Annotated in this window: 23 protein-coding genes; 9 read left to right on the top strand and 14 right to left on the bottom strand. The window is 32.5% G+C overall.

Annotation, left to right across the window (positions count from 1 at the left end; genetic code table 11):
- Positions 1–1,772: 1,772 nt before the first annotated feature.
- Positions 1,773–2,306, bottom strand: a complete 534-nt coding sequence (locus tag AAFU52_RS14350; RefSeq protein ID WP_024768963.1) for a DUF2911 domain-containing protein — start codon at positions 2,304–2,306, stop codon at positions 1,773–1,775.
- Between the two features lie 260 nt (positions 2,307–2,566).
- Between AAFU52_RS14350 and asnB the strand changes: the two genes are divergently transcribed.
- Positions 2,567–4,246 carry an asparagine synthase B gene (asnB, locus tag AAFU52_RS14355; RefSeq protein WP_438422383.1) on the top strand — a complete coding sequence of 560 codons (1,680 nt, stop codon included), beginning with the start codon at positions 2,567–2,569 and terminating at the stop codon, positions 4,244–4,246.
- Between the two features lie 182 nt (positions 4,247–4,428).
- Here the strand turns inward: asnB and AAFU52_RS14360 are convergent, their stop codons facing one another.
- Complete coding sequence (locus AAFU52_RS14360; RefSeq protein ID WP_438422384.1) at positions 4,429–5,445, bottom strand: M12 family metallopeptidase; 1,017 nt, start codon at positions 5,443–5,445, stop codon at positions 4,429–4,431.
- 446 nt (positions 5,446–5,891) lie between these two features.
- Between AAFU52_RS14360 and gyrB the strand changes: the two genes are divergently transcribed.
- From gyrB to secDF, 5 genes are all read left to right on the top strand, one after another.
- Entirely contained in the window at positions 5,892–7,832 is a 1,941-nt protein-coding gene (gene gyrB / locus AAFU52_RS14365; protein ID WP_024768960.1) for a DNA topoisomerase (ATP-hydrolyzing) subunit B, read from the top strand.
- Positions 7,833–7,921: 89 nt separating this feature from the next.
- Positions 7,922–8,923, top strand: coding sequence for a DUF6588 family protein (locus AAFU52_RS14370; protein WP_438422385.1), 1,002 nt, complete (start codon positions 7,922–7,924; stop codon positions 8,921–8,923).
- Between the two features lie 86 nt (positions 8,924–9,009).
- A complete protein-coding gene (gene mdh, locus AAFU52_RS14375; RefSeq protein ID WP_024768958.1) occupies positions 9,010–9,936 on the top strand; it encodes a malate dehydrogenase in 927 nt (308 codons plus the stop codon).
- Between the two features lie 248 nt (positions 9,937–10,184).
- A complete protein-coding gene (locus AAFU52_RS14380; RefSeq protein WP_438422386.1) occupies positions 10,185–10,805 on the top strand; it encodes a hypothetical protein in 621 nt (206 codons plus the stop codon).
- A 176-nt stretch (positions 10,806–10,981) separates the two neighbouring features.
- Entirely contained in the window at positions 10,982–14,020 is a 3,039-nt protein-coding gene (gene secDF, locus AAFU52_RS14385) for a protein translocase subunit SecDF (protein ID WP_438422387.1), read from the top strand.
- A 117-nt stretch (positions 14,021–14,137) separates the two neighbouring features.
- Here the strand turns inward: secDF and AAFU52_RS14390 are convergent, their stop codons facing one another.
- From AAFU52_RS14390 to AAFU52_RS14435, 10 genes are all read right to left on the bottom strand, one after another.
- Positions 14,138–14,635, bottom strand: a complete 498-nt coding sequence (locus tag AAFU52_RS14390; protein ID WP_024768956.1) for a DUF192 domain-containing protein — start codon at positions 14,633–14,635, stop codon at positions 14,138–14,140.
- 103 nt (positions 14,636–14,738) lie between these two features.
- Positions 14,739–16,094 (bottom strand): cell envelope integrity protein CreD, encoded by a 1,356-nt coding sequence (gene creD / locus AAFU52_RS14395; protein WP_438422388.1) that lies wholly within the window; start codon positions 16,092–16,094, stop codon positions 14,739–14,741.
- 30 nt (positions 16,095–16,124) lie between these two features.
- Complete coding sequence (locus tag AAFU52_RS14400) at positions 16,125–16,772, bottom strand: DUF1361 domain-containing protein (protein WP_438422389.1); 648 nt, start codon at positions 16,770–16,772, stop codon at positions 16,125–16,127.
- 12 nt (positions 16,773–16,784) lie between these two features.
- Entirely contained in the window at positions 16,785–17,069 is a 285-nt protein-coding gene (locus AAFU52_RS14405; protein ID WP_024768952.1) for a hypothetical protein, read from the bottom strand.
- A gap of 10 nt (positions 17,070–17,079) precedes the next feature.
- Positions 17,080–17,391 (bottom strand): hypothetical protein, encoded by a 312-nt coding sequence (locus AAFU52_RS14410; RefSeq protein WP_438422390.1) that lies wholly within the window; start codon positions 17,389–17,391, stop codon positions 17,080–17,082.
- A complete protein-coding gene (locus tag AAFU52_RS14415; protein WP_438422391.1) occupies positions 17,388–17,849 on the bottom strand; it encodes a Coq4 family protein in 462 nt (153 codons plus the stop codon). The genes AAFU52_RS14410 and AAFU52_RS14415 overlap by 4 nt, the downstream gene beginning before the upstream one ends.
- A gap of 52 nt (positions 17,850–17,901) precedes the next feature.
- Complete coding sequence (locus tag AAFU52_RS14420) at positions 17,902–18,195, bottom strand: winged helix-turn-helix domain-containing protein (RefSeq protein WP_024768949.1); 294 nt, start codon at positions 18,193–18,195, stop codon at positions 17,902–17,904.
- 109 nt (positions 18,196–18,304) lie between these two features.
- Positions 18,305–18,925, bottom strand: coding sequence for a hypothetical protein (locus tag AAFU52_RS14425; protein ID WP_438422392.1), 621 nt, complete (start codon positions 18,923–18,925; stop codon positions 18,305–18,307).
- Positions 18,926–19,126: 201 nt separating this feature from the next.
- The gene (locus tag AAFU52_RS14430) at positions 19,127–19,666 is read right to left on the bottom strand and encodes an ankyrin repeat domain-containing protein (RefSeq protein ID WP_024768947.1); all 540 of its coding nucleotides are present in this window, start codon (positions 19,664–19,666) and stop codon (positions 19,127–19,129) included.
- 76 nt (positions 19,667–19,742) lie between these two features.
- On the bottom strand, positions 19,743–21,263 hold the full coding sequence (locus AAFU52_RS14435; protein ID WP_035090544.1) for a catalase: 1,521 nt from the start codon (positions 21,261–21,263) through the stop codon (positions 19,743–19,745).
- Between the two features lie 758 nt (positions 21,264–22,021).
- On the opposite strand from AAFU52_RS14435, the gene AAFU52_RS14440 reads away from it, so the two are divergent.
- Entirely contained in the window at positions 22,022–22,384 is a 363-nt protein-coding gene (locus tag AAFU52_RS14440) for a DUF1801 domain-containing protein (RefSeq protein WP_024768946.1), read from the top strand.
- On the opposite strand, the gene kdsA is transcribed toward AAFU52_RS14440, so the two are convergent.
- Positions 22,371–23,189, bottom strand: a complete 819-nt coding sequence (gene kdsA, locus AAFU52_RS14445; RefSeq protein WP_438422393.1) for a 3-deoxy-8-phosphooctulonate synthase — start codon at positions 23,187–23,189, stop codon at positions 22,371–22,373. The genes AAFU52_RS14440 and kdsA overlap by 14 nt on opposite strands.
- 350 nt (positions 23,190–23,539) lie before the next feature.
- Between kdsA and typA the strand changes: the two genes are divergently transcribed.
- Positions 23,540–25,339 (top strand): translational GTPase TypA, encoded by a 1,800-nt coding sequence (typA, locus tag AAFU52_RS14450; RefSeq protein WP_024768944.1) that lies wholly within the window; start codon positions 23,540–23,542, stop codon positions 25,337–25,339.
- 413 nt (positions 25,340–25,752) lie between these two features.
- Positions 25,753–26,094, top strand: coding sequence for a tRNA-binding protein (locus AAFU52_RS14455; protein ID WP_438422394.1), 342 nt, complete (start codon positions 25,753–25,755; stop codon positions 26,092–26,094).
- A gap of 103 nt (positions 26,095–26,197) precedes the next feature.
- On the opposite strand, the gene AAFU52_RS14460 is transcribed toward AAFU52_RS14455, so the two are convergent.
- Positions 26,198–26,881: a cell division ATP-binding protein FtsE gene (locus tag AAFU52_RS14460; protein ID WP_024768942.1), complete on the bottom strand. Its 684-nt coding sequence runs from the start codon at positions 26,879–26,881 to the stop codon at positions 26,198–26,200.
- Positions 26,882–26,913: the final 32 nt, after the last annotated feature.

The following is a 26,913-nucleotide window of genomic DNA, read 5'->3' on the forward strand; positions in this document are numbered from 1 at the left end:
TCTTTAAGTATTTATATCGAAATTATCATTTTTGTTTTACCACTTATTTTAGTAGTGCTTAAATTTATGTGAACAATTTAAAATCAGTTTCTTATGAAAAATTTTTACACTACATTTGGATTAACTTTTAGAACTTTTATCAGTTTTATAAAGGAATTACCAGGGGCATCTCTATATGCTATGCGCAGATAAGTATCACATAAAGGTAATATATATACTTTTTGATATGAACGCGAAATTTACCTTTCATCGAATGTAAAGGTCGTTTTAATTATTCTTTTAGGTTGGTTAACGATTTTTTGAACTTACCAATGTAAATATGGTATAAATTTATAACTGTAATTAAAAACCAAACAGTTATGAAATATTTTATCTCAATTTTCGGATTAAGTTTTAACGTAGTAATTAATTTTTTAAAAGATCTTCCTGAAGCATCTCAATATGCAATCAATAAATAATGATAGGTATCGTAGTTTATTATTATCTGTCGTTTTATTTTTTGGATCCTTAGTAAGAGATTGTTTTGAGAAACATTCTCTTACTAATTTTTATAAGTAAGAAAAGGATGATATAGTGTATAAGAAAAGGACTATACCTAATCTAATATAAATATCTCTTTTCAAAGATTACTGTTTTTAACTTAGGATAAACGCAAACACTTCAGTTGCCTAGTAAAACTAATAACTTCTTAGAAATACCTCATTACATTTAGTGACCAACTTAATTTTGAGTTTTTTAACACATATACACTATAATTAGTTTAATTGTTAGATTTCATTTCTTTCTTTAATTTCTCATTACGGAGGTATTTAAATGAAAGGAAAAATATTCAAAAAATATAAAATAGAGGTTAACATCATTTAGGTATGATCGCTTTTTGCATTTATGAGAAGGAAAGAATAATCGTGTTTTTAGAATAGTATATAGGTGTAATTATGCTTTTTTGTTGTTTTGTATGTTGAAGAAAACTTAACTGAATGGATTTAAAGATAAAAAAGGGGGAGAAAACCCCTAAATTTCACTTTTATTATGTAAGAAAAAACTTCAAAAATTAACATGATTAAATCTATTTTTGATATTATAGCGTCTTAAGATGTTTTATGTCTAAAATTTTGTTTTGATGATGTTAATTTTTATTGGCCAAGTAAGATAGATATTATCTTTGTATAACAATTTTAAATCTAAAGATTATGAAGCTATTTTACGGTATTTTTTTTGTTGACATAAAGGCTTTAAAAACCTTTTTAAGACAATTACCATCGGCTTGCAGTAATGCAATCCATAGATAAGATTTTTTTGAAATTGTTGAGGGACAATTTTAAAAATTAAATGAAATGAAAAAGAATAAACTTTTAAAAATTTATGTTAAGGAACCGGGGAAAATTACCCTATTTTCCTTGTATAAAAAGACAAAGCATTAGGGGGAGATTTATTAGAATTGAGTTTTTAGTGCTTATTGTCGATAAAATCTTGATTTATATCTAAAATATATATAAATTTATTGACATCGAGTTATATCGGTGTTATATTTGAGTAATAATTATATTAATTTTTAAACGTAACATATGGGGCTATTTTACACAAAATTTAGATTAACTTTTAGAATTGTAATGGATTTTCTAAGAGAGTTACCTGGAGCATCTGGTCATGCTATTCACAGATAACAAAAGAACTAATTATCTCTGTTGGGGATAAGAACAAACACAATAGTTGAGGAAAAAAATAGCTTGAAAATATATTTTCAAGCTATTTTTTTATGAAGTAAATTGTTATTATAAATTAAATGGTACGGCTACACGAGTAGTATCCCATCCAAGTACCATGTGGTATCCTTTGTCTACTTTTTTGAAAGCTATAGAAAAAACTTCTAGTTCATCACCACTTCCAACGGGAACATTAATTCTAGCCACATCTTTACTTTTATCATAAGAGTAAGCTCCCCAACTATCAAGATCAGAATTGATAATAATAGTCCATTCTTTTTCACCAGGAATAGTAAATAATGAATATGTTCCTGCTTTGATAGTTTTATCTCCCATTTTTACATCCTGAGAGAATCTGATTTCGGTTGCTTCATCAGCTCCAGTTCTCCATACTTTATCATATGCAGCTAAACTACCAAAAATTTTACGCCCTTTCTTTTGTGGACGACTATAAACAACTTTAATCTCTGGTTTGGCATTTCTGTCTTTCTTAGCGTAAGAAATATCCGTTGGACTTTTCTGCAGTCCTACAAATTTTTGAGCATTTACACTTGACAACGTACCCAAAAACATAATAATAACTAATAAGAGTGATTTTTTCATAATGGTGATTTTAATTTTTATGACAGACGTAAAGATATTGTTGAACTTACAATTGAAATGTTAATCGAGTCTATAAATTGTGTTAAATGTTTGAGATGACGATTTGATAGTATATATAATATTATATCCTTAATGAAGTTTCTTTTTGTTATATTTTATTGTATTTGTTGTTTCAATATGTAAGTCATATAGTGTTTATTGTTTTTATTTTGTAACTATAAATCAATCTTTGACTTTTCAAATAATAGAAAACGAAGAATATGTGTGGAATTGTTTGTGCTTTTGATATAAAGCAAGATTCAGAGATGTTACGACCTCAATTACTTGAGATGTCAAGAAAAATTAGACATAGAGGTCCGGATTGGAGTGGGATATACTCCAACAAAAATGCAATACTAGCACATGAAAGATTGGCTATTGTTGATCCAGTTTCTGGTAAACAACCGTTGTTTAGTGCAGATAATAAATTGGTATTAGCCGCTAACGGAGAAATTTATAATCATAGAGAACTTCGTAAACAGTTCGAAGGAACTTATGATTTTCAAACAGAATCTGATTGTGAGATAATTTTAGCACTATATGAGCAAAAAGGCACAGATTTCTTAGATGACCTTAATGGTATTTTTGCTTTTGCATTATATGATGTAGAAAAGGATACGTACTTCATTTCAAGAGATCATATGGGAATTATCCCTCTTTATATGGGATGGGATCAAAATGGTACTTTCTATGTGGCATCTGAGTTAAAAGCTCTAGAAGGAGTTTGTACTAAAATAGAATTGTTTCCTCCAGGACATTATTTATCAAGTGAAGAAGAAACTCTAAAGAGATGGTATGTTAGAGATTGGTCTGATTATGAAACAGTAAAGGAAAATCAAACCAGTATCGATGAACTTAGAGATGCTCTAGAGGCAGCTGTTCATAGACAATTAATGTCTGATGTTCCTTACGGTGTTCTATTGTCCGGCGGATTAGATTCTTCAGTAACTTCTGCTATTGCAAAAAAATATTCAGAAAAACGAATAGAATCCAATGACACCAAAGATGCATGGTGGCCAAAGTTACATTCGTTTTCTGTTGGATTAGAAGGTTCGCCGGATTTGAAAGCTGCACAAAAAGTAGCTGATCATATCGGAACTATTCATCACGAAATAAAATTTACCATTCGAGAAGGTCTTGATGCGATAAAAGATGTGATCTATAATCTGGAAACCTATGATATTACTACCATAAGAGCTTCTACACCAATGTATTTGATGGCTAGGGTTATTAAATCTATGGGAGTAAAAATGGTACTATCGGGAGAAGGAGCTGATGAGATTTTTGGTGGATATTTATATTTTCATAAAGCACCAAACGCAAAAGAATTTCATGAAGAAACTGTGCGTAAACTCAATAAATTACATATGTATGATTGTTTACGAGCAAATAAATCGCTTGCAGCATGGGGAATCGAAGGGCGAGTGCCGTTTTTGGATAAAGAGTTTATGGATATTGCAATGCGAATTAACCCAAAAGATAAGATGATCAATGGAGAGAGAATGGAAAAATGGGTTATTCGTAAAGCTTTTGAATCTTATTTGCCAGAAAGTGTAGTCTGGAGACAAAAAGAACAATTTTCTGATGGAGTAGGATATAGTTGGATTGATACATTGAAAGAAGTTGTTGAGATCGAAGTTACAGATGAGCAAATGGCAAATGCACATTTTAGATTCCCAATACAAACTCCTCAAAACAAAGAAGAATTTTACTATCGTACTATTTTCGAAGGGCATTTTCCTAGTGATACAGCAGCATTGAGTGTTCCTCAAGAACCATCGGTAGCATGTAGTACAAAAATTGCTTTAGAATGGGACGAAGCATTTAAAAATATGAATGATCCAAGTGGTAGAGCTATTGCTAATGTACACGAAGAAGCTTACGACGATGTCAATATATGATATGAAAATTACAGTTTATTTTAGCTGAAAGTTGAGTTAATTGAGATGTGAGACCCTGAGAAAATTTCTTGGGGTTTTGTATAATAACTATTAAGGTCAAAATTAAATGCAAAAGAAGGCTACAATTAATTGTAGCCTTCTTTACAAATTCGATTTATTTTTATGAAGGAATGTGCATTAATTTAATTTCCACATTTTCCTGTACTTACCCAGCTATTATTTTGTAAAGTATATAAATAACCACTGTAGGTTACTTGATCTCCTTCAGAATACGATTGTCCAGAAACCCATGGGCTTACACCTGCACAAGGATCACTAGGGTTATCATTAGATGGATATGCTTTGTTGGTTCCTTCGATATCTAAAGCAGATATAGTTTGTTGCGCTCCGGTGTACGTTTGACCATTAAGTAAAGTAATGGTTGGTTTTCCGTTTTTAGAAAAACCGTATGAATAGTACATCATTATAGATTTAATGTCAAATGAGCCAGTTAATAATTGAGCATTTTGATCTTTTCTAAAGTTACCTTCCATACCCGATTGGATATTTTCCCATTTTATAATAACGTAATCATCTCTATCTGATCTTGTTTGCTCATGTACAAAACCAAGAGTGTGTCCTAATTCGTGAACTATTAGACTAACACTAGCATTACGACCTAGTTGCACACTTCCGTTTCTTTGTATTCCAAAAGAAGCCCGACCACATCCCGAACAAACGTTTGTAGATTCATAAATAGTTACATAATCAGATTCATTAGTTCTTTCTTTAAATTTTATATTAGTCTTATCAGACCATCTTTTGAAAGCTGCTGTTAAGTTAGTACGCAAAGTGCTATTTAATGATCCTAATGTATAAACTACAGTGTTGTTTGGCCATTTTTTAGTCGAACCCCACAATGCTAATTTTTGATTACCTTCAATACTCGGAGGTGATTTTGGGTCAAAAATTGGAAGAGGCGTGTCGGATAACATATTGGCAGAAAGGATAATGTCTGAATTATAAAGAAATTCTCCATTTCCTATATCTTCTACGGTAACTAAATTACCTTGAAAGTATTTTTCAATAGTTTTTCCATTCGTAGGTGTTGTGTTTTCATCTACGTTCTCATTGATGTTGTCTTTTTGACAAGAAGTAAAAAATAATACTGTGCATAGTGCTACAGCTTTAAATGCGTTAAATTCTTTTTTGAATTTCATAATCTTTTTTGTTAGATAAGTTTGTGTTAATACTTAATTTGGTTAATAATGAACTTGATTGTTCGATCACCTAAAACAGTGTTTTGTATTTGGTATTATAAAGCAGATGTTAAGATTGATGTAAATTGTATTAAGAAAGCGTTAATATGATGACTGGTTTTTTATATTATAATTTAGAATGAGGTATCGAAAAGAAATTTATCAATTCTTGTTTGTTTAAAAGAGGTTAGAGTGATTTAATAAATATCAGGCAAAACACAAATTATCTTAAAAATCGATTTAAGGGGTTTTTTATCGTTTTTAAGAGCGTTTTTTGATTTTCTAGTACTATTCTTAATTAATTGTTGATAACTCGTTAAATCCTTCTTGATAAAACTCTTTGATCCTTTTACTCTTTTTTTATCTTTGTTTGTTGTCAAAAAAATAAAATAATTAATAAGGGATTTATGAGCGAAGAAGCTAATAAGAATAATTACTCCGCCGATAGTATTCAGGCACTCGAAGGAATGGAGCATGTACGTATGCGTCCATCGATGTATATTGGTGATGTTGGATCTCGAGGGTTGCATCATTTGGTGTATGAAGTAGTAGATAACTCAATTGATGAAGCACTGGCAGGGCATTGTGATGCTATACAGGTAACTATTAATGAAGATAATTCTGTTACTACACGAGATAATGGTAGGGGTATTCCTGTAGGTATACATAAAAAGGAAGGTGTTTCTGCTTTAGAGGTTGTAATGACCAAAATAGGTGCAGGAGGAAAATTCGATAAAGATTCTTACAAGGTTTCTGGTGGTCTTCACGGGGTAGGAGTATCTTGTGTGAATGCATTATCAGCTCACTTGCATGCTTTTGTTCATAAAGATGGTAAAGTATGGGAGCAGGAGTATGAAAAAGGTAAACCATTATATCCAGTTAAATCTACAGGAGATACAGATTTTAATGGTACCATAGTTACTTTTAGACCAGACCCCACAATTTTTCAGCAGACTCTGGAATATAATTATGATACTCTGGCAAGTCGTATGCGTGAATTGGCATACCTTAATAAAGGAATAAAAATTACATTAACAGATAAGCGTCATCAGGATGATGAAGGTAATGATGTTACCGAAACTTTCCATTCTGAAGAAGGATTAAAAGAATTTGTTCGATTTCTTGATACAAGTCGTAGTGCTATTATAGCAGATGTGATTTCTATGGAAGGCGAGAAAAATGATATTCCTGTAGAAGTGGCGATGATCTATAATGATTCTTATGCAGAGAATTTACATTCTTATGTGAATAATATTAATACCCATGAAGGAGGAACACATCTTTCAGGTTTTAGAAGAGGTTTAACTGCTACACTTAAAAAGTATGCAGACGCTTCAGGGATGTTAGATAAATTGAAATTTGAGATTGCTGGAGATGATTTCCGTGAAGGATTAACAGCTATTATTTCAGTAAAAGTTCAGGAACCTCAATTTGAAGGGCAGACCAAAACTAAATTAGGAAATAGAGAAGTTACTTCTGCAGTTTCGCAAGCTGTTTCTGAAATGCTGGAGAATTACCTTGAGGAGAATCCGAATGATGCTAAAACTATTGTTCAGAAAGTAATTCTTGCTGCTCAGGCACGTCACGCTGCTAAAAAAGCACGTGAAATGGTGCAACGTAAATCGGTAATGAGTATTGGTGGTTTACCAGGTAAACTTTCTGATTGTTCAGAACAAGATCCTGCATTATGTGAAGTGTTTTTGGTTGAGGGAGATTCTGCAGGTGGAACAGCAAAACAAGGACGTGATCGTATGTTTCAAGCAATTCTTCCACTACGTGGTAAGATATTGAATGTCGAAAAAGCAATGCATCATAAGGTTTTTGAAAATGAAGAAATCAAAAATATCTTTACTGCTCTTGGTGTTACTATCGGAACCGAAGAAGATAGTAAAGCATTAAACCTGTCAAAGTTACGCTATCATAAAGTGGTGATTATGTGTGATGCCGATGTCGATGGTAGTCATATTTCTACATTGATCCTCACATTCTTTTTCCGTTATATGAAAGAACTGATTGAGGCAGGGCACATTTATATAGCTGCACCACCATTATATTTGGTGAAAAAAGGAGCCAAAAAACAATATGCATGGAATGATGATCAACGAGATTTGATTGTACAAGAATTTGGAGAAAGTTCGAAAATACAACGATATAAAGGTCTTGGAGAGATGAATGCAGAGCAGTTATGGGATACTACTATGAATCCAGAATTTAGAACGATGCGTCAGGTTACCATTGATAATCTTACAGAAGCAGATCGCATATTTTCTATGTTAATGGGAGATGAAGTACCACCACGTAGAGAGTTTATCGAAAAGAACGCTGTGTATGCAAATATTGATGCATAAATAATAGTTTAAAATTATATTTAAGATCCGCTATATAATAGGTATAGCGGATTTTTTTTATATTGCAATGCCCATTAAACCCAAATCTTATGAAAAAATGTACTTTGCTGTTGGCATTACTTCTAGGTCACGCTACGTTTTCACAAACAGATATCGATCAAATTCTTGAAATAGGAATTGAAAATGCCCAGAGATTTAGTGAAGATTATTTTGCATCTGCAGGAGAGTCCTTAGTAAACGCTATGTCAAATGGTTGGTATAATACAGCAGAAACAAAAAAATTATGGCACTTCGAAGCAGGGATTGTAGGTAACCTTTCTTTTATAAGAGAAGAGAAACAATCTTTTATTCTAAATGTGCAGGATTATACAGATTTAACATTTAGAAACGGGCAAACCAGTCAGACTGTTGCAAATGCATTAGGTGTAAATCAAGAAGAGGTAGTAGTCGTAATAAATCGAGGTCAAGCTACAGAATTAGAAGTTGTTTTGCCAAATGGTATTGGAGATTCTGAAATTAATTCTTTACCAAGCGGATTTATTCAAGGATCAATGGGGTTAATAAAAAGTACAGAAATAAAACTTAGATTTTTACCTAGGATTAAAGCAGTACAAGATGCCGAAATACAGTTATACGGTGTTGCATTTCAGCATGAGTTTACCGATTGGGTTTTTCCACTAAAGAGATGGCCAGTTAGGCTATCTGCTTTGTTAGGATATACCAATGTAAAAGGTTTTTATGATATTAATGCCAGCAGTGGGATAGAAGGCGCTGACCAAGAAGTACGTCTAAATACTAATTCATGGTTAATCACAGGTATTGTATCCACCAAATTACCAGTTTTAAACTTTTATGGGGGTCTGGGGTATTATTTTGGTTCGAGTGATGCAGATTTATTAGGTACTTATCAAATCCAAAATGGACCACTGAATTCACAAACGGTAATAGATCCAATAAGTGTGAAAAACAAAACAAAAGGAGTTAAAGCATCAATTGGTGCAAAAGTACAGTTTGGTATTTTTAGAGCTAATTTGGATTATACATTGCAAAACTATAATAACCTTTCTTTAGGACTTAATTTTGGCTGGTAATTAACACTCTATTTGTTAATTAATTCATCAAAGAATTTGTATTTTCGCGAAATAAATAAGTTTAATTACATTCAAAAAAATATACCATGAAAGTTACAGTAGTAGGAGCTGGTGCAGTAGGTGCTAGTTGCGCTGAATACATAGCAATAAAGAATTTTGCTTCAGAAGTAGTCGTGTTAGATATTAAAGAAGGATATGCAGAAGGAAAAGCAATGGATCTGATGCAAACAGCTTCTTTAAATGGGTTTGATACCAAAATTACTGGTACTACAGGAGATTATTCTAAAACTGCAGGAAGTGATATTGCTGTAATTACTTCAGGAATTCCTCGTAAACCAGGAATGACAAGAGAGGAATTGATTGGTATTAATGCAGGTATTGTTAAAACAGTATCTTCAAGTTTGATAGAGCATTCTCCTAATGCTATTATTATTGTGGTTAGTAACCCTATGGATACAATGACCTATTTAGTACATAAAACAACCAACCTTCCTAAAAATAGAATTATTGGTATGGGTGGTGCTTTGGATAGTGCTCGTTTTAAATACAGATTAGCAGAAGCATTAGGTGCTCCTATTTCTGATGTTGATGGGATGGTAATTGGTGGTCATAGTGATAAAGGTATGGTACCATTAACAAGATTGGCTACAAGAAATAGTGTACCTGTTTCAGAATTTATTTCAGAAGAAAGAATAGAACAAGTAGCTGCAGATACTAAAGTTGGTGGAGCTACATTAACCAAATTATTGGGTACATCTGCATGGTATGCTCCGGGAGCAGCAGTATCTGGTTTAGTGCAGGCAATTGCTTGTGATCAAAAGAAAATTTTCCCTTGTTCTACCTTATTAGAAGGAGAATATGGATTAAATGACCTTTGTATTGGTGCGCCAGTTGTATTAGGTAGAAACGGAATCGAAAAGATTGTAGAAATAGAACTTAGCGATGCAGAAAAAGCTAAACTTGCAGAAAGTGCAGAAGGTGTTAAGAAGACAAATGGATTATTAGAATTATAATACATCCTAAATATATTTAGTAAGAGCTGCTTTTTTAGGCAGCTCTTACTGTTTTAATATAGTTATACTGATATACGTTTTACTAATAAATAAAGCCTTTGCTATAGAACAAACTTCGGGTTTTGATGCTATTTTGAATAGCGATAAATACCAAAATTGAAACTTATACGTTTTGATGTTCAAAGATTGCAACAGATATTTATTTGAAGACTTTAGAAATGCAGTTTTAATTTTTTTATATTTGCCGGATGAAGAAAAAATGGTACTTCGGAACTTTAATCAGTGCATTTGCATTACTTGTTGTTATTCAACAACAAACTGTTGTACCTAATCAGGAAATTGTATTAGAGTTTGTTAATGATGATGTTACTTCTCTAGAAGCCGAAAATGCGATCACAAGTGTAAAGAAACAATTGCAATCCATTGGAGTTGAACACACCAGAATATCAAAAGGATTAAAAAACGGCAAGCTTAAAATTGCTTATTACAGCGATGCAGATGTAGAATATATAAAAAGAATACTTTCTGAAGCACAAGATGTAGAGCTTGATCACGTTTTTTACGACCAAAATGAAGATGACAACCAGTTTCCTTTAAATAAAAATTCTAAAGACTATAATCTCGATGTTTATGAAATCCAAAAAAGTACAGATTTTGATGCTGACTTTAATGGTAAGTATGTTTTAGAAGTAAAACATGAACGTGATGGCTATTCTGGCTCTAACTCGTATAGTTTTGTTAAAGGAATAGATACCGATTATATAGATAGGCTTGTAAAAATAGCTCAAAAAGTAAATACAAATATTGCAATTGCAATAGATAATACTTCGCATAACATTCCAGAAGTAAGAGCTGGACCAATCTCTTGATTGGAATTCACAGCTTTTAAGAAATTCCTAAAAACTAATCATATTTTAAATAGAGCTTTTGTCAATAGTTTGATAAAGCTTAATCACACAGTATTAAATAATTAAAAATAATTGTCAAACCTTGAGTGTATTATATAATTACTCGTTTTAACAGGTTTGACCAAAATAAATAAATAATGCAAAATAAAGGACTTGTTAGGGTATTTGCTATTTTATTTGGCTTGGTATGTATTTACCAATTGTCATATACATACATGGCCTACACAAAAGAGGCAGAAGCTGAAGTTTATGCACAGCAAAAGTATCCGGAAAGCGTAAAAGATTATTCGAAATTAAGGGAGACCGCAGAGCGTAATTATTTGGATTCTATTGGTAAAGAAGAAATTTTTGCCGGTATTACATATAATGATGCAAAGGACAAAGAACTTAATAAAGGGCTTGACCTTAAAGGAGGGATTAATGTTATTCTGCAAATCTCTGTAAAAGATATTTTAAGTGGGCTAGCTAATAAATCTAAAGACCCATCGTTTAATCAAGCTTTGCTTGCTACCGATGAGGTGCAGAAAAATAGTCAAAATAATTATATCGATGATTTCTTTACCGAATTTGAAAAAATTCCAGATGCAAAGTTAGCATCACCAGATATTTTTGCAAACAAAAATCTAAGTGATGATATCACTTATGATATGACCAATGAGCAGGTTAAACCTATCCTGAAACGTAAGATTGACGAGTCTGTAATATCTGCATTCGAAGTATTACGTAAGCGTATTGATAAGTTTGGAGTTACACAACCTAATATCCAGCGTTTAGGAGAATCTGGTCGTATTTTGGTAGAACTTCCTGGTGCTAAAGATATAGAGAGAGTAAAAAGTTTGGTAACTAGTACAGCTCAATTAGAATTTTGGGACGTATATAAAATGGAAGAAGTCTTTAATCATCTTATTGCTGCCAATAACTTAATTAAAGAAGATCTTGAAGGTGTAGATAAAATAAAGGAAAAAGTTACTGAAACTAGTGAAACGGTTGTGGATTCTACTCAGGTAGATACTGCAAAAGTTGATTCTACAACAACTGATGCTGATGCAGCTATCGAAAACTTATTAGAAGATGCAGAAGATTCTACAGATATTGAAGCACAGGTAAATCCATTGTTTGACCTAATTGTAGGACAAGGAAGACAAGGTGGGCCCGTAGTAGCTACTGTAGAAAAGAAGAATGCAGACCAGTTTATGGCATATCTTAATGACCCTAAGGTAAAAGCTTTATTACCGGTAGAGCAACGTTTTGTGAAGTTTGCCTGGGGAAAACCTGAAAAAGATTCTGAATTTTTAGATTTATATGCTATAAAAGGAAATAGAGATAATGAGCCAGAACTAAGTGGTGGCGTTATTACAGATGCAAGACAAGAATATAGCCAATTAGGTAAAGTAACAGTTACCATGCAAATGGATGGTAAAGGGGCTAAAAAATGGGAAGAAATGACTGGTCGTGCTTTTAGTCAAAGTAGCCAGATAGCAGTTGTATTAGATGATATAGTATATTCTGCTCCAGGAGTTACAACAGGAGCGATTAGTGGAGGAAGAAGTGAAATCACTGGAGACTTTTCTATAGAAGAAGGTCAGGATTTGGCAAATGTATTAAGAGCAGGTAAGTTACCAGCCTCTGCAGATATTATACAAAGTGAAGTAGTAGGGCCATCATTGGGTCAAGAAGCTATTGATAGTGGTGTAATGTCTTTTGCAATAGCATTAGTATTAATTCTGATCTGGATGGTGTTTTACTATGGTAAAGCAGGACTTTTTGCAGATGTGGCCTTGGTGGTTAATATCTTATTTATTTTTGGAGTATTAGCAGGATTAAAAGCGGTATTAACGCTTCCTGGTATTGCAGGTATTGTATTAACGATTGGTATGTCGGTTGATGCAAACGTATTAATATTTGAACGAATTAGAGAAGAACTAGCAAAAGGTAAATCTCAGGTAGATGCTATTAAGGATGGATTTAGTAATGCATTATCATCAATACTTGATGCAAATATAACTACAGGTCTAACAGGTCTTATTTTATTAGTTATTGGTACAGGACCAATTAAAGGATTTGCGACTACCTTATTAATAGGTATTTTAACCTCATTGTTTACAGCGATTTTTGTAACCAGATTATTTATAGATGGTTATGGTAAAAATGGTAAAGAGCTGGCTTTTTCTACAGGAGCAACCAAAAACTTATTTAAGAACGTTAATGTTAATTTCTTAAAGAAGCGTAAAATTGCGTATGTCATTTCTGGTATTATTATCGTAGCAGGTATTGGTTCTTTATTTACGAATGGATTGGATCAAGGTGTAGATTTTGTAGGAGGAAGAACGTATACTGTTCGTTTTGCAAAAGATGTTGTTCCTGCTGTAGTAGAGAAAGATCTTGTTGCTGCTTTTGAAAGCGCACAAGCAAAGACCTACGGAACAAATAATCAACTAAAGATTACAACAAAGTATAAAGTTGATGAAACAGGAGAGGAAATAGATACAGAAATTTCAAACAAATTATTTACAGCTTTAAAACCGTATTTAACAGATGGATTAACTTATGATCAATTTGCTAATGGTGGGGATGATAAGCAAGTAGGTATTATGCATTCTATGAAAGTAGGGCCAACAATTGCCGATGATATTAAACAAGCAGCATTTTGGTCTGTATTTGCGTCTCTTATAGTTGTATTCCTATATATCTTATTGCGATTTAGAAGATGGCAGTTTAGTTTAGGTGCGGTTGCGGCAGTATTCCATGATGTATTGATAGTACTAGGGATATTCTCTCTAACCTATAAATTTATGCCATTTAATATGGAAATTGACCAGGCATTCATTGCAGCTATACTTACTGTAATTGGATACTCGTTAAATGATACCGTGGTTGTATTTGATAGAATTAGGGAATTCTTCAACGAGCATACTGGAAGACCATTAGATAAAAACGTTAATGGAGCTTTAAATAGTACGTTAAGTCGTACTTTAAATACATCTTTAACCACATTATTGGTACTGATCGCGATCTTTATATTCGCAGTGCCTTTAAGAGGGTTTATGTTCTCATTAATTATTGGTGTGATTATAGGTACTTATTCGTCACTATTTATCGCAACTCCGGTAATGTATGATACAGTACGTAAAGTTGGTTTAAAGACTAAAGAAAAAGAAACCGAAGAGAAGAAGTAATCTCTTTTGAAATTATAATTATAAAAATCCTTTCTAAGCAATTAGAAAGGATTTTTGTTTATTGTTATTATCAGGTCTCATAGGTTTTAGAAAATCTATGAGGTTTGATTGTTTTTTTTACATCTTGGTGAAAGAAATAGAATCACCAGCTTTAAGATTCCAGGTATCAGTAAGTTTAGCATTAACTTCTAACACATATTGTGCTGGTCCTTCAGATGGTAATGAAGATTCATTAAGAGGTTGTGCGTTTTTTTGGATACTTACTACTTTATTTTTTGCATTTATAAATATGATATCTAAAGGGAACTTTGTGTTTTTCATATAAAACGAATGTGGAGCTTCTTCAGAAAATATAAATAACATACCCCGATCCTTCTGCATAGATTTGCGATACATCAAACCTGTTTCTCTTTCGTAGTCGGAGTCGGCAATTTCGATATCTAGTTTGGTTATTGGATTTGGGATTGAATCTTTTAGATCAAATAAAGAAAGTTCACCTTCTTTGGTAAATGTGACCTCTTTAGTCAGGTTCTGATTGTTTTTAGAATCTGTTTTGCACGAAAACATACTTAATGTAGTACATGCTATGATAGAGATATAAATGGTTTTTTTCATCTGTTTTTTTATAAGAACTAAAAGTAGATAAAAAAGCCGCACTTCAAAAATCTGAAGCACGACTTTTATCAACTAACTAACCAGCTAATTTTGTATGTCTTGTTTAATCGTTTTTCCAATCAATTTTACGTGATATCATCATTATAGTTCCCAGAATTAGGAATAATCCTATACTTCCTACTAATAACGCATAACTCTCTAATTGAATGATCACAAATATGAACGCATATAGTGCTGCTAAAGAAGCGGCTATAAACCCCATAAATTTGTAGCTTTTAAGTATTGCTTTCGAATACATAGAAATTAGTAAAACTACTGCGCTACCAGCTATAGCATATGCTTGTAAAAAACTTGAATGTTCTGATATAGAAATCAATAATGTATAAAACATGGTTAATGCTAATCCAACCATTAAATATTGAAATGGATGAATATGAATTTTACTAATTGCCTGGATTAAAAAGAATACCAGAAAGGTAAGGGCAATCACAAGGTATCCATACTTGGCAGCGCGTTCACTTTTTTGATATTCATCTACAGGAATCAGTAATTTCACACCAAAGGCAGAAGCGTTAATATGTGGTAATTCTCCAAAAAACTCTTGCTCAAATTCTCTATTGATTTGTAATACTTTCCAGTTGGCTTTAAAACCTTGGTCAGAGATCTCTTTGGTTTTGGTATTGGGTAGATAATTACCATTAAAACTCGGGGAGGCCCAATTTGATGTCATGGATACATTGGTCTCACGACCCACAGGGATGAATCGTAATTGTTCACTTCCGTTAATCAGGAGATCCAGGCTAAAGTCGATCGTACTCTCTTTTGGTAAAGAGTTTTCTTTTAAAAATTTAGTTTCCAGAGTATTTGTATATGAGTTTTGTGCATATCGAGATCGTAAAGGATATTGATCTGTTCCTAGTTTTAGTTCCAGATTACTTCGTATACCTTTTAAGTTTGTTGAGTTCACTTGCACAGTAGCTTTATTCCATAAAATATCTGCCGCTGCAATATCCTGCGTTTCAAAATTTGGAGTAGTAAAAGAACCTGTTATTTTCATATCGGCAGTATACACTACAGACTCATAGATACTTCTTCCTAAAGTTTCAGATTCGATATTGGCTTTTATATCTAATGTGTTGGGGAAGAAAAAAGCATGTTTTATCGTAATAATATCTTCTTCGTTATACGATTTTGTTTTGTCATCCCAGGTTTTTTTTAGGGTATGTATTTGATAAGGAATTTTAAGAATGGGACCATATAGTAATACTTCATTTCCCCATTTTTGATTGATCTCTTTAACAACTTCTTCTTGTCTATAGGAGCGCTCTCGTATTAAATCTTTAATGTAAGAAAGGGGGATTAATAATACTAAGATTAGTATTCCTACCATTAACATTCGAACGGTAATTGAGGTCTTTAACCATTGACCAAAGGACTTTTTTTGTTTTTGGGTTTCCATAGATATAATATTTATAGTGATTGTATTTTTTTAATTATTTTTTTCTTGATAATATTGAATCATTCGGTATGTGATGATCAAAAAACCACCAAAACCTATCGTAAATGCCCAGGTATTAATATGTTGGGTAGGGAATAGGATTCTTTTTATGATATCTGATAAAATCCCTGATGGATTTTGAAGTATATCCCAACTGTTCCATCTCAATACTCTTCCCAGATATATCCCAAAACCACACAATAGCAGAATACAGTACGAGATGAGGTTTGTGATTTTTTTAGAAAATTTTTCCTGAAGCAATGTCTGCATCATCCATAAAGAAACAAAGCCGATGATCAAGCCATTGATGGCAAAGGATAGGATAAGTAAAACATCAAACCAAACTGATTGTAAGTTGCTTAATCTAATATGTTGTAAATCGGTTAAGATGTATGGAGAATTAGGTAAAAATACCAGCCATATCATAAAACCTGGCCAGAAAATGAATTGATTTGTTTTGCGTATGCTTAGTAGTATCGTAATAGCATAAGGTATACATGCCAAAAAGAGGTTCCAGACCAGGAATAGATAAAAAAAAGATTCTGTTTTTAAGGCTCTGATTACCAATAATAGTAAACTAAATGTTACTGAAAACGTAAATAGTTTTATGAATGGCATTTGTTTTTCTATAATATTCATAATAATTAGTATTTATACGATTTGGATATATAAAAGTGTAATAGGGATGTTAAGTAAAAAGAGTAGAATTGTGATTAGATTCTCTTTGGTGTCTTTTGAAAAGAAAAATGCATTGATAATTAGAAATGCCAAAAAAATTACATTAACAAGGAAAGCAATTCTAACATAATTAATTCCTATATATAGAAGGGTGCTCCATTTAAAGAATATATAAAGTAGCAATAGAGAGGTTCCGATAAGAAAACTAACTAAGGCTAAAGTGATAGCAATTTTATTGATAGGGTGTTCTATTTTCATAATGATAAGATTAAAAAAATGTTAGAAAAGGGTTGTTGGCGACAATGATGATGTACCCAATAGTAATTGGGATATTAAGAATAACCAATATGATTGTTGTTAGATTCTCTTTGTAGTACTGATAGTTGATAATGGCATTAGTAATGAGTCCTACAAAGACGATTATATTAAGAACTGATGCTATGATGACGTAAAAAAGACCTATGTCTAAAACTATGCTAGATTGAGAAATTAGAAAAAACAGTAATAGTAAAGTTCCCAAAAGAAAGCTTATGGTTGCTACGATAAGAGCGCTCTTGTTAATAGGTTGTATGATTTTCATAATGATGAGATTAAAAATGTGGTTTTTAAGGTTTGTACAGGTTGATGTAAAAGCTTTTTGTAATCCAGTTGGTGAAAAGGATAAGCAGCTTTGCCTTTTCGATATGCTTTTTTAAAAAGCTTGATTTTGTCTGGGTAAAGTAGGGTGCCTATAAAAATGACAGAGATTAGATATATGCTGCGTTTACCATTGCCTAAAAGATAGTATTGCATGGCTACTTCTTCTGGGACAGAGATACCTGTGCTGGTTAAGACATGAAACACATCATGGTTTTCTAATTTTGGTTGTGGACTAAAATCATGTTGTAGCAAAAAGCAGCCTAAATGAAACCCAAGGCTTCCTTTGGGATACGTAATAAGTGTTTTTGCCGAAATATCCCAGGAAGGTTGTTTTTTAAACCATTTCTGATACGGTTTTTTACTTAATTCATAAATTGTTTCTAATATATATGCTCTCATTGCGATGTTAAAAGTACTTTGAAATTCAAAGTAAAATGATAAAAAAATATAGCTACTGTTTTAGTAATTTTTCAATAGCTTCTACATGTTTTTTAAAGGCTTCTCGACCTTTTTTGGTTACACTATACCTTGTGTTAGGTTTTCTGCCAATAAATGATTTCTCTACCATAATATATTCGTCTTTTTCTAAAGCTTTGGTGTGACTTGCCAGATTGCCATCGGTAGCTCCCAGAAGCTCTTTTAGCATTTTAAAATCAGCATATTCGTTTACAATCAAAATCGACATAATTCCTAATCGAATTCGATGATCAAAAGCTTTGTTTATATTGTTAATTATATTTTTCATTCTTTATTCCCATAAGGGAAGAGACTTTTCAAATTTTATATTCAGGCTTATTTGATAATACTCAGGTATAGATCAAAACTAATGTATCGTATCAGATTTAATGTTTTGTCTATGCAGATTTCGAATTTGAATTCTCATTAAAGTATATCAAGCTTCCATATATAATGTGCATTACACCAAATCCAAGCACCCAAAACCAAAAACCATATCCTGGGTAGAGCGCACAGATCAAACCTAATACAATTTCTGTATACCCCAAATATTTTACGTTACCAATGGTATATTTTGAAGCATTCACCAGAGCAAGACCATAAAAAATAAGCATTAACGAACCAGTAAGACCATAGTGGTGACTGGATATTTTTATAATAATGTATATACCTCCTGTGATTAAAGGGATTAAAAAAGCAGTGAGCAACCTTTTTGAAGCACTATTCCATAAGGTTTCATTATTTTTTTTGGCTTTTCTAACGCTTAAAATAATAGCAGTTACAATACTAAGTAATGCTATGATGACTAAATCTATCAGGATATAATAAAAAAGCTTACTGTTTAGAATTAGATACCCTCTACCGATAATACTGTCTAAATAAAAAGCAACAGCAGCACCAATAAGTGCATAGATTCCTGCCATTATTCCTGATAAACCACTAAGCGAGAAAAAACGGGATGATTTGTTCATCATATCTTTGATCTCGGTGATGTCTTTTAAGTATTCTTCTGTGCTCATATTAAAAAGTACTTTGAAATACAAAGTAAAATCAAAATATTGAATTGTGCAAGTTTTCGAATGAATTAAGTTCTTTAAGATATTCTGAAGCTACTAAAATAACCACCAATAAACTATAATACTTAATAAGGATAGGAGGTGTGGATGTATAAAAAAAAAAACCAATAGACCAGGTTCTTTTTCTTTTAACACAAGGATAATTTATTTTAATATACTCGCGAGTTTTGTATTGGCTTGCTTAATGGCTACATCATAAGGGGTGTCTCCAAAACTATTTTTTATAGTTTTATTTGCTCTTGCTTCTATAAGGAGGTCCGCTATATCTTTATTACCAAAAGTCGCAGCAAAATGAAGGGCAGTGGCTCCGTTATAATTTTGCTGATCTATTTTTACATCATTCTTTATTAATGTTCTTGCAATTTCTATGTGTCCTTGAAAAGCAACCCCCATTAATGCGGTATTTCCTGATTTATCTGAAAGATTAATATTAATCTTTTGAGAAATTAGATAATTCACTATTTCTAACTGATTATTATATGTTGCAAGTATTAATAATGAATACCCTTTTGAATTTTGGTAACTTAATAAGTCGTTGTTTCTTTTTACAGCCTCTTTTAATACATCTAGTTTTCCTTCACGTATAACTTGTTCTAAAGCTGTAAAGTCTTGGCTTTTTACAATATTAGGAGTAATAAGGAGTAAAAAGAGTATACTAAAAATTATATTTATGTTTGTTGTCATTGCGGAAGAATTATGAGATAAAAACCTTTAAGGAAATAAAACTATATTTCTTTAAAGGTCATTATATTGTTGCTATTTATTTAAAATCTTTAGCAGAAAAGCCAAGTGCTTTAGCTACTCTCATACCATAATCTTTGTCGGCTCGATAAAAATGAGTAATCATTTTCTTTTGAATATCTTTACTTTTTACCTGACCTAAATCTCCAGCTAGGTTCGAAATCAAATGTTCTTTCTCTATATCGGTTAAGGAACGGTAGAATTCTCCTGCTTGCCCATAGTTATTTGTTTTCTCTATTGGAGCTTGCACAATTATAGTTTTTTCAGAAGAGCTGTAGGATGCATTTCTGTATTTGTTATCTTCAGAAACAGCTACATGATTACTAGGTTCGTAATTTATGTCTGGATTAGGAAAACTACTATTTCTAGAACTATTCCAGCTATCAGAATTATAATTAACTACTTTGTTTTTTGGTTGGTTAACTTTAATCTGCTGAAAATTCCCACCAAGCCTATGGCGTTGAGTGTCAAAATATGAAAATAATCGTCCTTGCAGCATTTTGTCTTCAGAAGGTTCGACACCGGGAATTAGGTTACCAGGAGCCATTGCTATTGATTCTACTTCTTCAAAAAAGTTAACAGGGTTTCTGTTTAATGTCATAGTCCCTATTTTTACCAAAGGGAATTTTTCTTCTGACCAGTGTTTCGTATCATCTAGAGGCCAAAAATCAAAACTGTTTAAATTTTCTGGTTTGATGAATTGTACAAATAAATCCCATTGAGGGAATTTTTTTGCCTCAATATCCTTTCGTAAACTTTCGGTAGCATGACCAATATTTTTGGCTTGAATCGCAGAGGCTTCTGCAGGGGTTAGGTTTTGTACTCCTTGTTTGGTTTTCCATGTATATTTAAGGTAAACCACTTTTCCTTTTTTATTAACCCATTTATAACCATGAACACTACTTCCATCCATATACTGGTAACCTTTAGGAATTCCTAAATCAGTAAATAATCGTGTAACCATATGAGTTGCCTCTGGGGAAAGACTCCAAAAATCAAAATATCGATTTGGATCCTGTTTATTTGTTACAGGAGAAGGTTTTACGGTATGAATGAAATCAGGAAACTTTATCGCATCTCTAATAAAAAATATAGGAAGATGGTTTCCTACAATATCATAATTACCTTGTTCTGTATAAAACTTAACTGCAAACCCTCTTGGATCTCTTGCTGTTTCTGCAGATCCTTTACCGTGTGCTACTGTAGAGAATCTAACCGCGACTTCTGTTTTTTTTCCTGCTTTTTGAAAAGGAACAGCCATGGTGTGTTCAGACATATCGGCAGAAGCTTCAAAATATCCAAAAGCCCCTGTACCTCTTGCATGTACAACACGTTCTGGAATACGTTCTCTGTCAAAAGCAGCAAGTTTTTCTATTAAGTGAATGTCTTGTAGTAAGACTGGGCCACTTGCACCCATAGTTTGCGAATTTTGGTTGTCTCCAACCGGAGCTCCAAAATTTGTTGTCATCTTTTGAGAAAAACCAATCAAAGAGAAGCCTAATCCCAAAAACAGTGCTAAAGTTTTCTTTTGTGTGATCATAAAATGGATTTTTAAAACATATTAAAGTTGAAAACAAAAATAGTTTGAAAACAAAACCAATAGCTTCTATTTTGGTATTGAAAAATTATAAAAGTATAGCTAAAATCTATTGATATTTATAAATTAATAAATTTAGATTATTGACAATAAATTTTGAAGGATATCTTAGCAGAATTAATGTAAAAACCTAAAGTTGCTTATGGATCTTATGGTAAAGAATATGTTTCTAATAGATGATAGATATAAAGGAAATAAAAACCTATACTCGATAGAATCCAATTTGTAAGAATCACTAGAACTCTATACATGGTTTGAGACCTTGTTGTTCTCTAACCGCAAGGCCAACTGCAGACCAAATAGTGTAATCATTTATTCCTTTTTCGAGACTTAGTGATAATGCAGATTCTATGACTTTTCTTTCTAATCCTTTAGAAACGGTTGTTTGTCTTATGATGATTTATACATAACATGGCATACATATCTTTTGAATGAAAAGATAGGTTTTGTTAAGTTTTATGGAACTTCGGCAGAGGTTTTTTATAAAGATTTTTCATAAATAAATGTAGATTATTGTATTATTGGGGTCGTTTAAATACAGTTAGGTTGATGTTTTTTTATTAAATTCTTTTCGTAAGTATTGTTTTTTATTTTGTAACCTACTAGGAGACTTGCTCCGAGGTTGTTTATTGATATTTTAGGACTTAAAAATTCGTAAATGTGAATTTAATAGTATTTTAACTTCAAAATATGTTTGATTTATGAATCCAGCAGAAGAATATATTTTAAGACAATCAGAACCTTTTAAATCTATATTACTTCATCTACAGGTGGTGGTTGAAACGACATTACCAAAGGTTGAGTTGTTGTTTAAATGGAGAGTTCCTTTTTATTATGTGGGCAAAAGTCCGATCTGTTATCTTAATGTAACCAAAGGCTATGTAGATGTAGGATTTTGGAGCGCGCAGTATTTTACCAAACACCAGGAAAAACTAGAATCTGATAAAAGAAAATATGTAAAATCTCTTCGATACCAAAACATAGAGGATATCGATGATCAGGTACTTATAGAAGTCCTTAATGAGGCTTATGTTTTTAGAAATGAAAAATTTATAACTGATTAACCGTTTGTCTAATGGCAACCAAATTGCTCAATAGCTTTTCTAGGTGATCAAGATGTAACATATTGGCACCATCACTCTTGGCATTAGCAGGATCAAAGTGTGTCTCCATAAATAAACCGTCTACTCCAGTCACTATTCCTGCACGCGCGATAGTTTCTATCATGTCAGGTCTTCCTCCGGTTACACCACTAGATTGATTAGGTTGTTGTAATGAATGTGTTACATCAAGTACAGTAGTACCATATTGTTTCATCGTTGGGATTCCTCTAAAATCAACAATCATATCCTGGTAACCGAACATAGTTCCACGATCCGTGATCATTGCATTATTATTGCCACTATCTTTTACCTTTTTTACAGCATGTTGCATAGCTTCAGGACTCATAAATTGTCCTTTCTTTAGGTTAACTGTTTTTCCTGTTTCTGCAGCAGCCACTACAAGATCTGTTTGGCGTACCAAAAAAGCCGGGATTTGTAAAATATCTACATACTCGGCTGCAAGTGCTGCATCCTCATTTTCATGAATATCAGTAACCGTTGGAATTTCAAAAGTTTCTCCAACTTTACGTAAAATCTTTAATGCTTTCTCATTACCAATCCCTGTAAAGCTATCAATACGACTACGGTTAGCCTTTTTAAATGACCCTTTAAAAACATAAGGAATTTTAAGTTTAGAAGTAATAGTAACTACTTTTTCTGCAATACGCAATGCCATCTCTTCTCCTTCAATAGCACAGGGGCCAGCCAGAAGAAAAAAGTTATTTGCATCAAGATTTTTTAAGTTTTTTATTTCAGAAAGATCCATATGTTTTTTTTAAGAAGGCAAAGATAAGTCTTTTAGGATTTGAAGGAAAGAATTATTAGTAAAAGTGATAACGACAAGAAGTCTGATTAAAAAACAAATCATTCATAAAAAAAATGTTTAGCAAAAATCACTTATCGTTATTTTTTAATTTATACTACCTTATTATTAGAGTTGAATGACACAATATTCATCATCTTTAATTTACTTCTAACTGCTTAAAATATAGAATTTAAAGGAGTTTCATGGATCAGCTTTATGAAATCAATTACTGAGCTTTTCTAATAATTAAATTTTCGCATACAACCTGTCAAAATATCTCGTACCTTTGCAGCCTTAAAAATGAGGCGTTTATGACAGCTATAAAAAATATTGCGATAATTGCTCACGTAGATCACGGTAAGACTACGTTGGTAGATAAGATTATGTACCATTGTCAATTATTTCGTGAAAATGAAAACACAGGTGATTTAATTTTGGACAATAATGACCTGGAGCGCGAAAGAGGAATTACCATTACCTCAAAAAACGTTTCGGTTATCTATAAAGAAACCAAAATTAATATTATTGATACTCCTGGTCACGCCGATTTTGGAGGAGAGGTAGAGCGTGTATTGAATATGGCAGATGGAGTATTACTTTTGGTAGATGCTTTTGAAGGACCTATGCCACAAACTCGTTTTGTGTTGCAAAAAGCAATTGACCTTGGGTTAAAACCTTGTGTTGTGGTTAATAAAGTAGATAAAGAAAACTGTACACCAGATGAGGTTCATGAAAAAGTATTTGACCTGATGTTCGAACTTGGTGCAGAAGAATGGCAATTAGACTTTCCTACAGTATATGGTTCTGCTAAGAATAACTGGATGAGTGATGACTGGAAAAACGAAACAGATAATATCGAACCTCTGCTTGATATGGTAATTGAGCATATTCCTGCTCCAAAAATTGAAGAAGGAACTCCTCAAATGTTGATCACATCGTTAGATTTTTCATCATTTACAGGACGTATCGCTATTGGACGTTTACAAAGAGGAACCTTGACCGAAGGAATGCAGGTTTCTTTGGTAAAACGAGATGGAACGATAAAAAAATCTAAAATAAAAGAACTTCACACTTTTGAAGGCCTTGGAAGAATGAAGGTAGAAAAAGTAGAAGCTGGTGATATTTGTGCATTGGTAGGACTTGAAGGTTTTGAAATTGGAGATACTGTAGCAGATATAGAGAACCCTGAAGGGTTAAAGACTATCGCTATCGATGAACCTACCATGAGTATGTTGTTTACAATTAATGATTCTCCTTTCTTTGGAAAAGATGGAAAATTTGTAACATCCAGACATATTAAAGAAAGATTAGCAAAAGAACTGGAGAAAAATTTAGCGCTTAGAGTTAATGATACAGATAGTGCAGATAAGTTTTTGGTATTCGGACGAGGTGTACTGCATTTATCGGTATTGATTGAAACCATGCGTCGTGAAGGATATGAATTGCAGATTGGACAACCACAAGTAATCATTAAAGAAATAGATGGTACTAAATGTGAACCAATTGAAGAATTAACTATTGATTTACCTGAAAATGTATCAGGAAAAGCTGTAGAAATGGTAACTATGCGTAAAGGAGAAATGCTTAGTATGGAAGCCAAAGGAGATCGTATGGTATGTGAATTTATGATACCATCTAGAGGAATTATTGGTTTGCGTAATCAATTATTGACAGCAACTGCAGGTGAGGCAATTATGGCGCACCGCTTTAAAGAATATCAGCCACTTAAAGGAGATATTCCTGGACGTATTAATGGTTCATTAGTTTCTATGGAAAAAGGTTCGGCAATACCATATTCTATTGATAAGTTACAAGATAGAGGGAAATTCTTTGTAGATCCGGGAGAAGATATTTATGAAGGACAGGTGATTGGAGAAAATTCCAGAGGTGATGATATGACTGTTAATATCACCAAAACGAAGAAATTATCAAATGTACGTTCTTCGGGAGCAGATGATAAAGCTAAGATTGTACCTGCGATCAAGTTTTCATTAGAAGAAGCTTTAGAATATATCCAAAAAGATGAATACGTAGAAGTTACCCCTAACTTTTTAAGATTGCGTAAAATCTACTTAACAGAAGTTGAACGTAAACGAAATAAAATCGTTTAAACTCTTTTATAGGTAGACATATAAAAATAAAAAACCCCCGAGTTAACTCGGGGGTTTTTTTATTACAGTAAGTTTAAACTATAACTGGTGTTAAAAATAAAATCCCGAGTTAACTCGGGATTTATCGTCGATATTTTGGGGTATGCATTGGGGTATTTGGGGCTAATTCTATATTTTGGGGCGAATTATCGTATACAATATTTTACTTGTGTGGTACAAATGTAAGAATAATTCCTGTAACTAAGCTTGTAAAAAACAATAAAATATCGGTAAAATACAATTAACAACGGTCAAATACGCAAAAAACATTGTTTCAATACGGTTTTTACTGCTCTTTTGAAAGATCAATACTTAAAGTGTTATTTTTTAAAAGAACTTCAATACTTTTAAGAAATAATTTGAAATAAAAAATAATGGATCGAGATTTAGAATGGAAAGAATTTATGAATGTGGATATGCGAGTGGGGACCATAATAAATGTAGAAATCTTTAAAGAAGCACGAAATCCAGCATATAAAATGATTGTTGATTTTGGAGAACTGGGAGAGCGAAAAACTTCTGCACAGATTACGCAACTCTACCAGCAACCCAAAGAACTCATAGGAAAACAAGTTATAGCTGTAGTCAATTTTCCGCCAAAACAAATCGCTAATATAATGAGTGAATGTTTAGTTTTAGGTGCAGTAGGAGAAGATAAAGAAGTAACTTTATTAAGTCCTGATTTAAAGGTTAAAAATGGATTGCGAGTAGGGTAGTCACTCTAGCTAAAGTAAATGTATGCTTCTTAATATTTATGTAGAAAACAGATAACAAATTAACTTGAAGCTCTAGATTTATTAAAACCTATAGATTTCTTTTTTACCCTTTTCTTTGTACAACTTCAAATACTTTATTTCCATCACATTTTAATGTTTTAGATGGATATTTAAGCAATAAAGCATAATCGTGAGTTGCCATAAGTATGGTGTTACCATTTTTATTGATATCCCTTAGAACTTCCATAACTTCGACAGATGTTTGTGGATCCAGATTTCCGGTAGGCTCATCAGCCAATATTAACTCGGGATCATTAAGTAATGCTCTGGCAATAGCAATACGCTGTTGTTCTCCTCCTGATAGTTGATATGGATATTTAAAATCCTTAGTTTTCATACCTACTTTATCCAATACATCATCAATTTTACTGTCCATTCCCTTTTCATCTGTCCACCCTGTAGCTTTAAGGACAAATAAAAGATTGCCTTTTACTGTTCTGTCATTAAGCAATTTAAAATCCTGAAATACAATCCCTAATTTTCTGCGTAAAAAAGGGATTTGATTTTCTTGAAGGGTAGGTAAATCAAAATCAACAATACTCCCTTCACCTTCTAACAAAGGAAGATCTCCATATAATGTTTTCATAAAACTACTTTTTCCTGTACCGGTCTTACCAATAAGATATACAAAATCTCCTTTATTTACTTCAACATTGACATCAGAAAGAATTAAACTTTCGCGTTGATAAATTGAAGCATTTTTGAGGCTTAATACCGTATTAGACATAGTTTATGGTTCTGAATTAATATACTTGGTAA

This window comes from Aquimarina macrocephali, assembly GCF_051627225.1.
GTDB classification, from domain to species: Bacteria; Bacteroidota; Bacteroidia; order Flavobacteriales; family Flavobacteriaceae; genus Aquimarina; species Aquimarina macrocephali.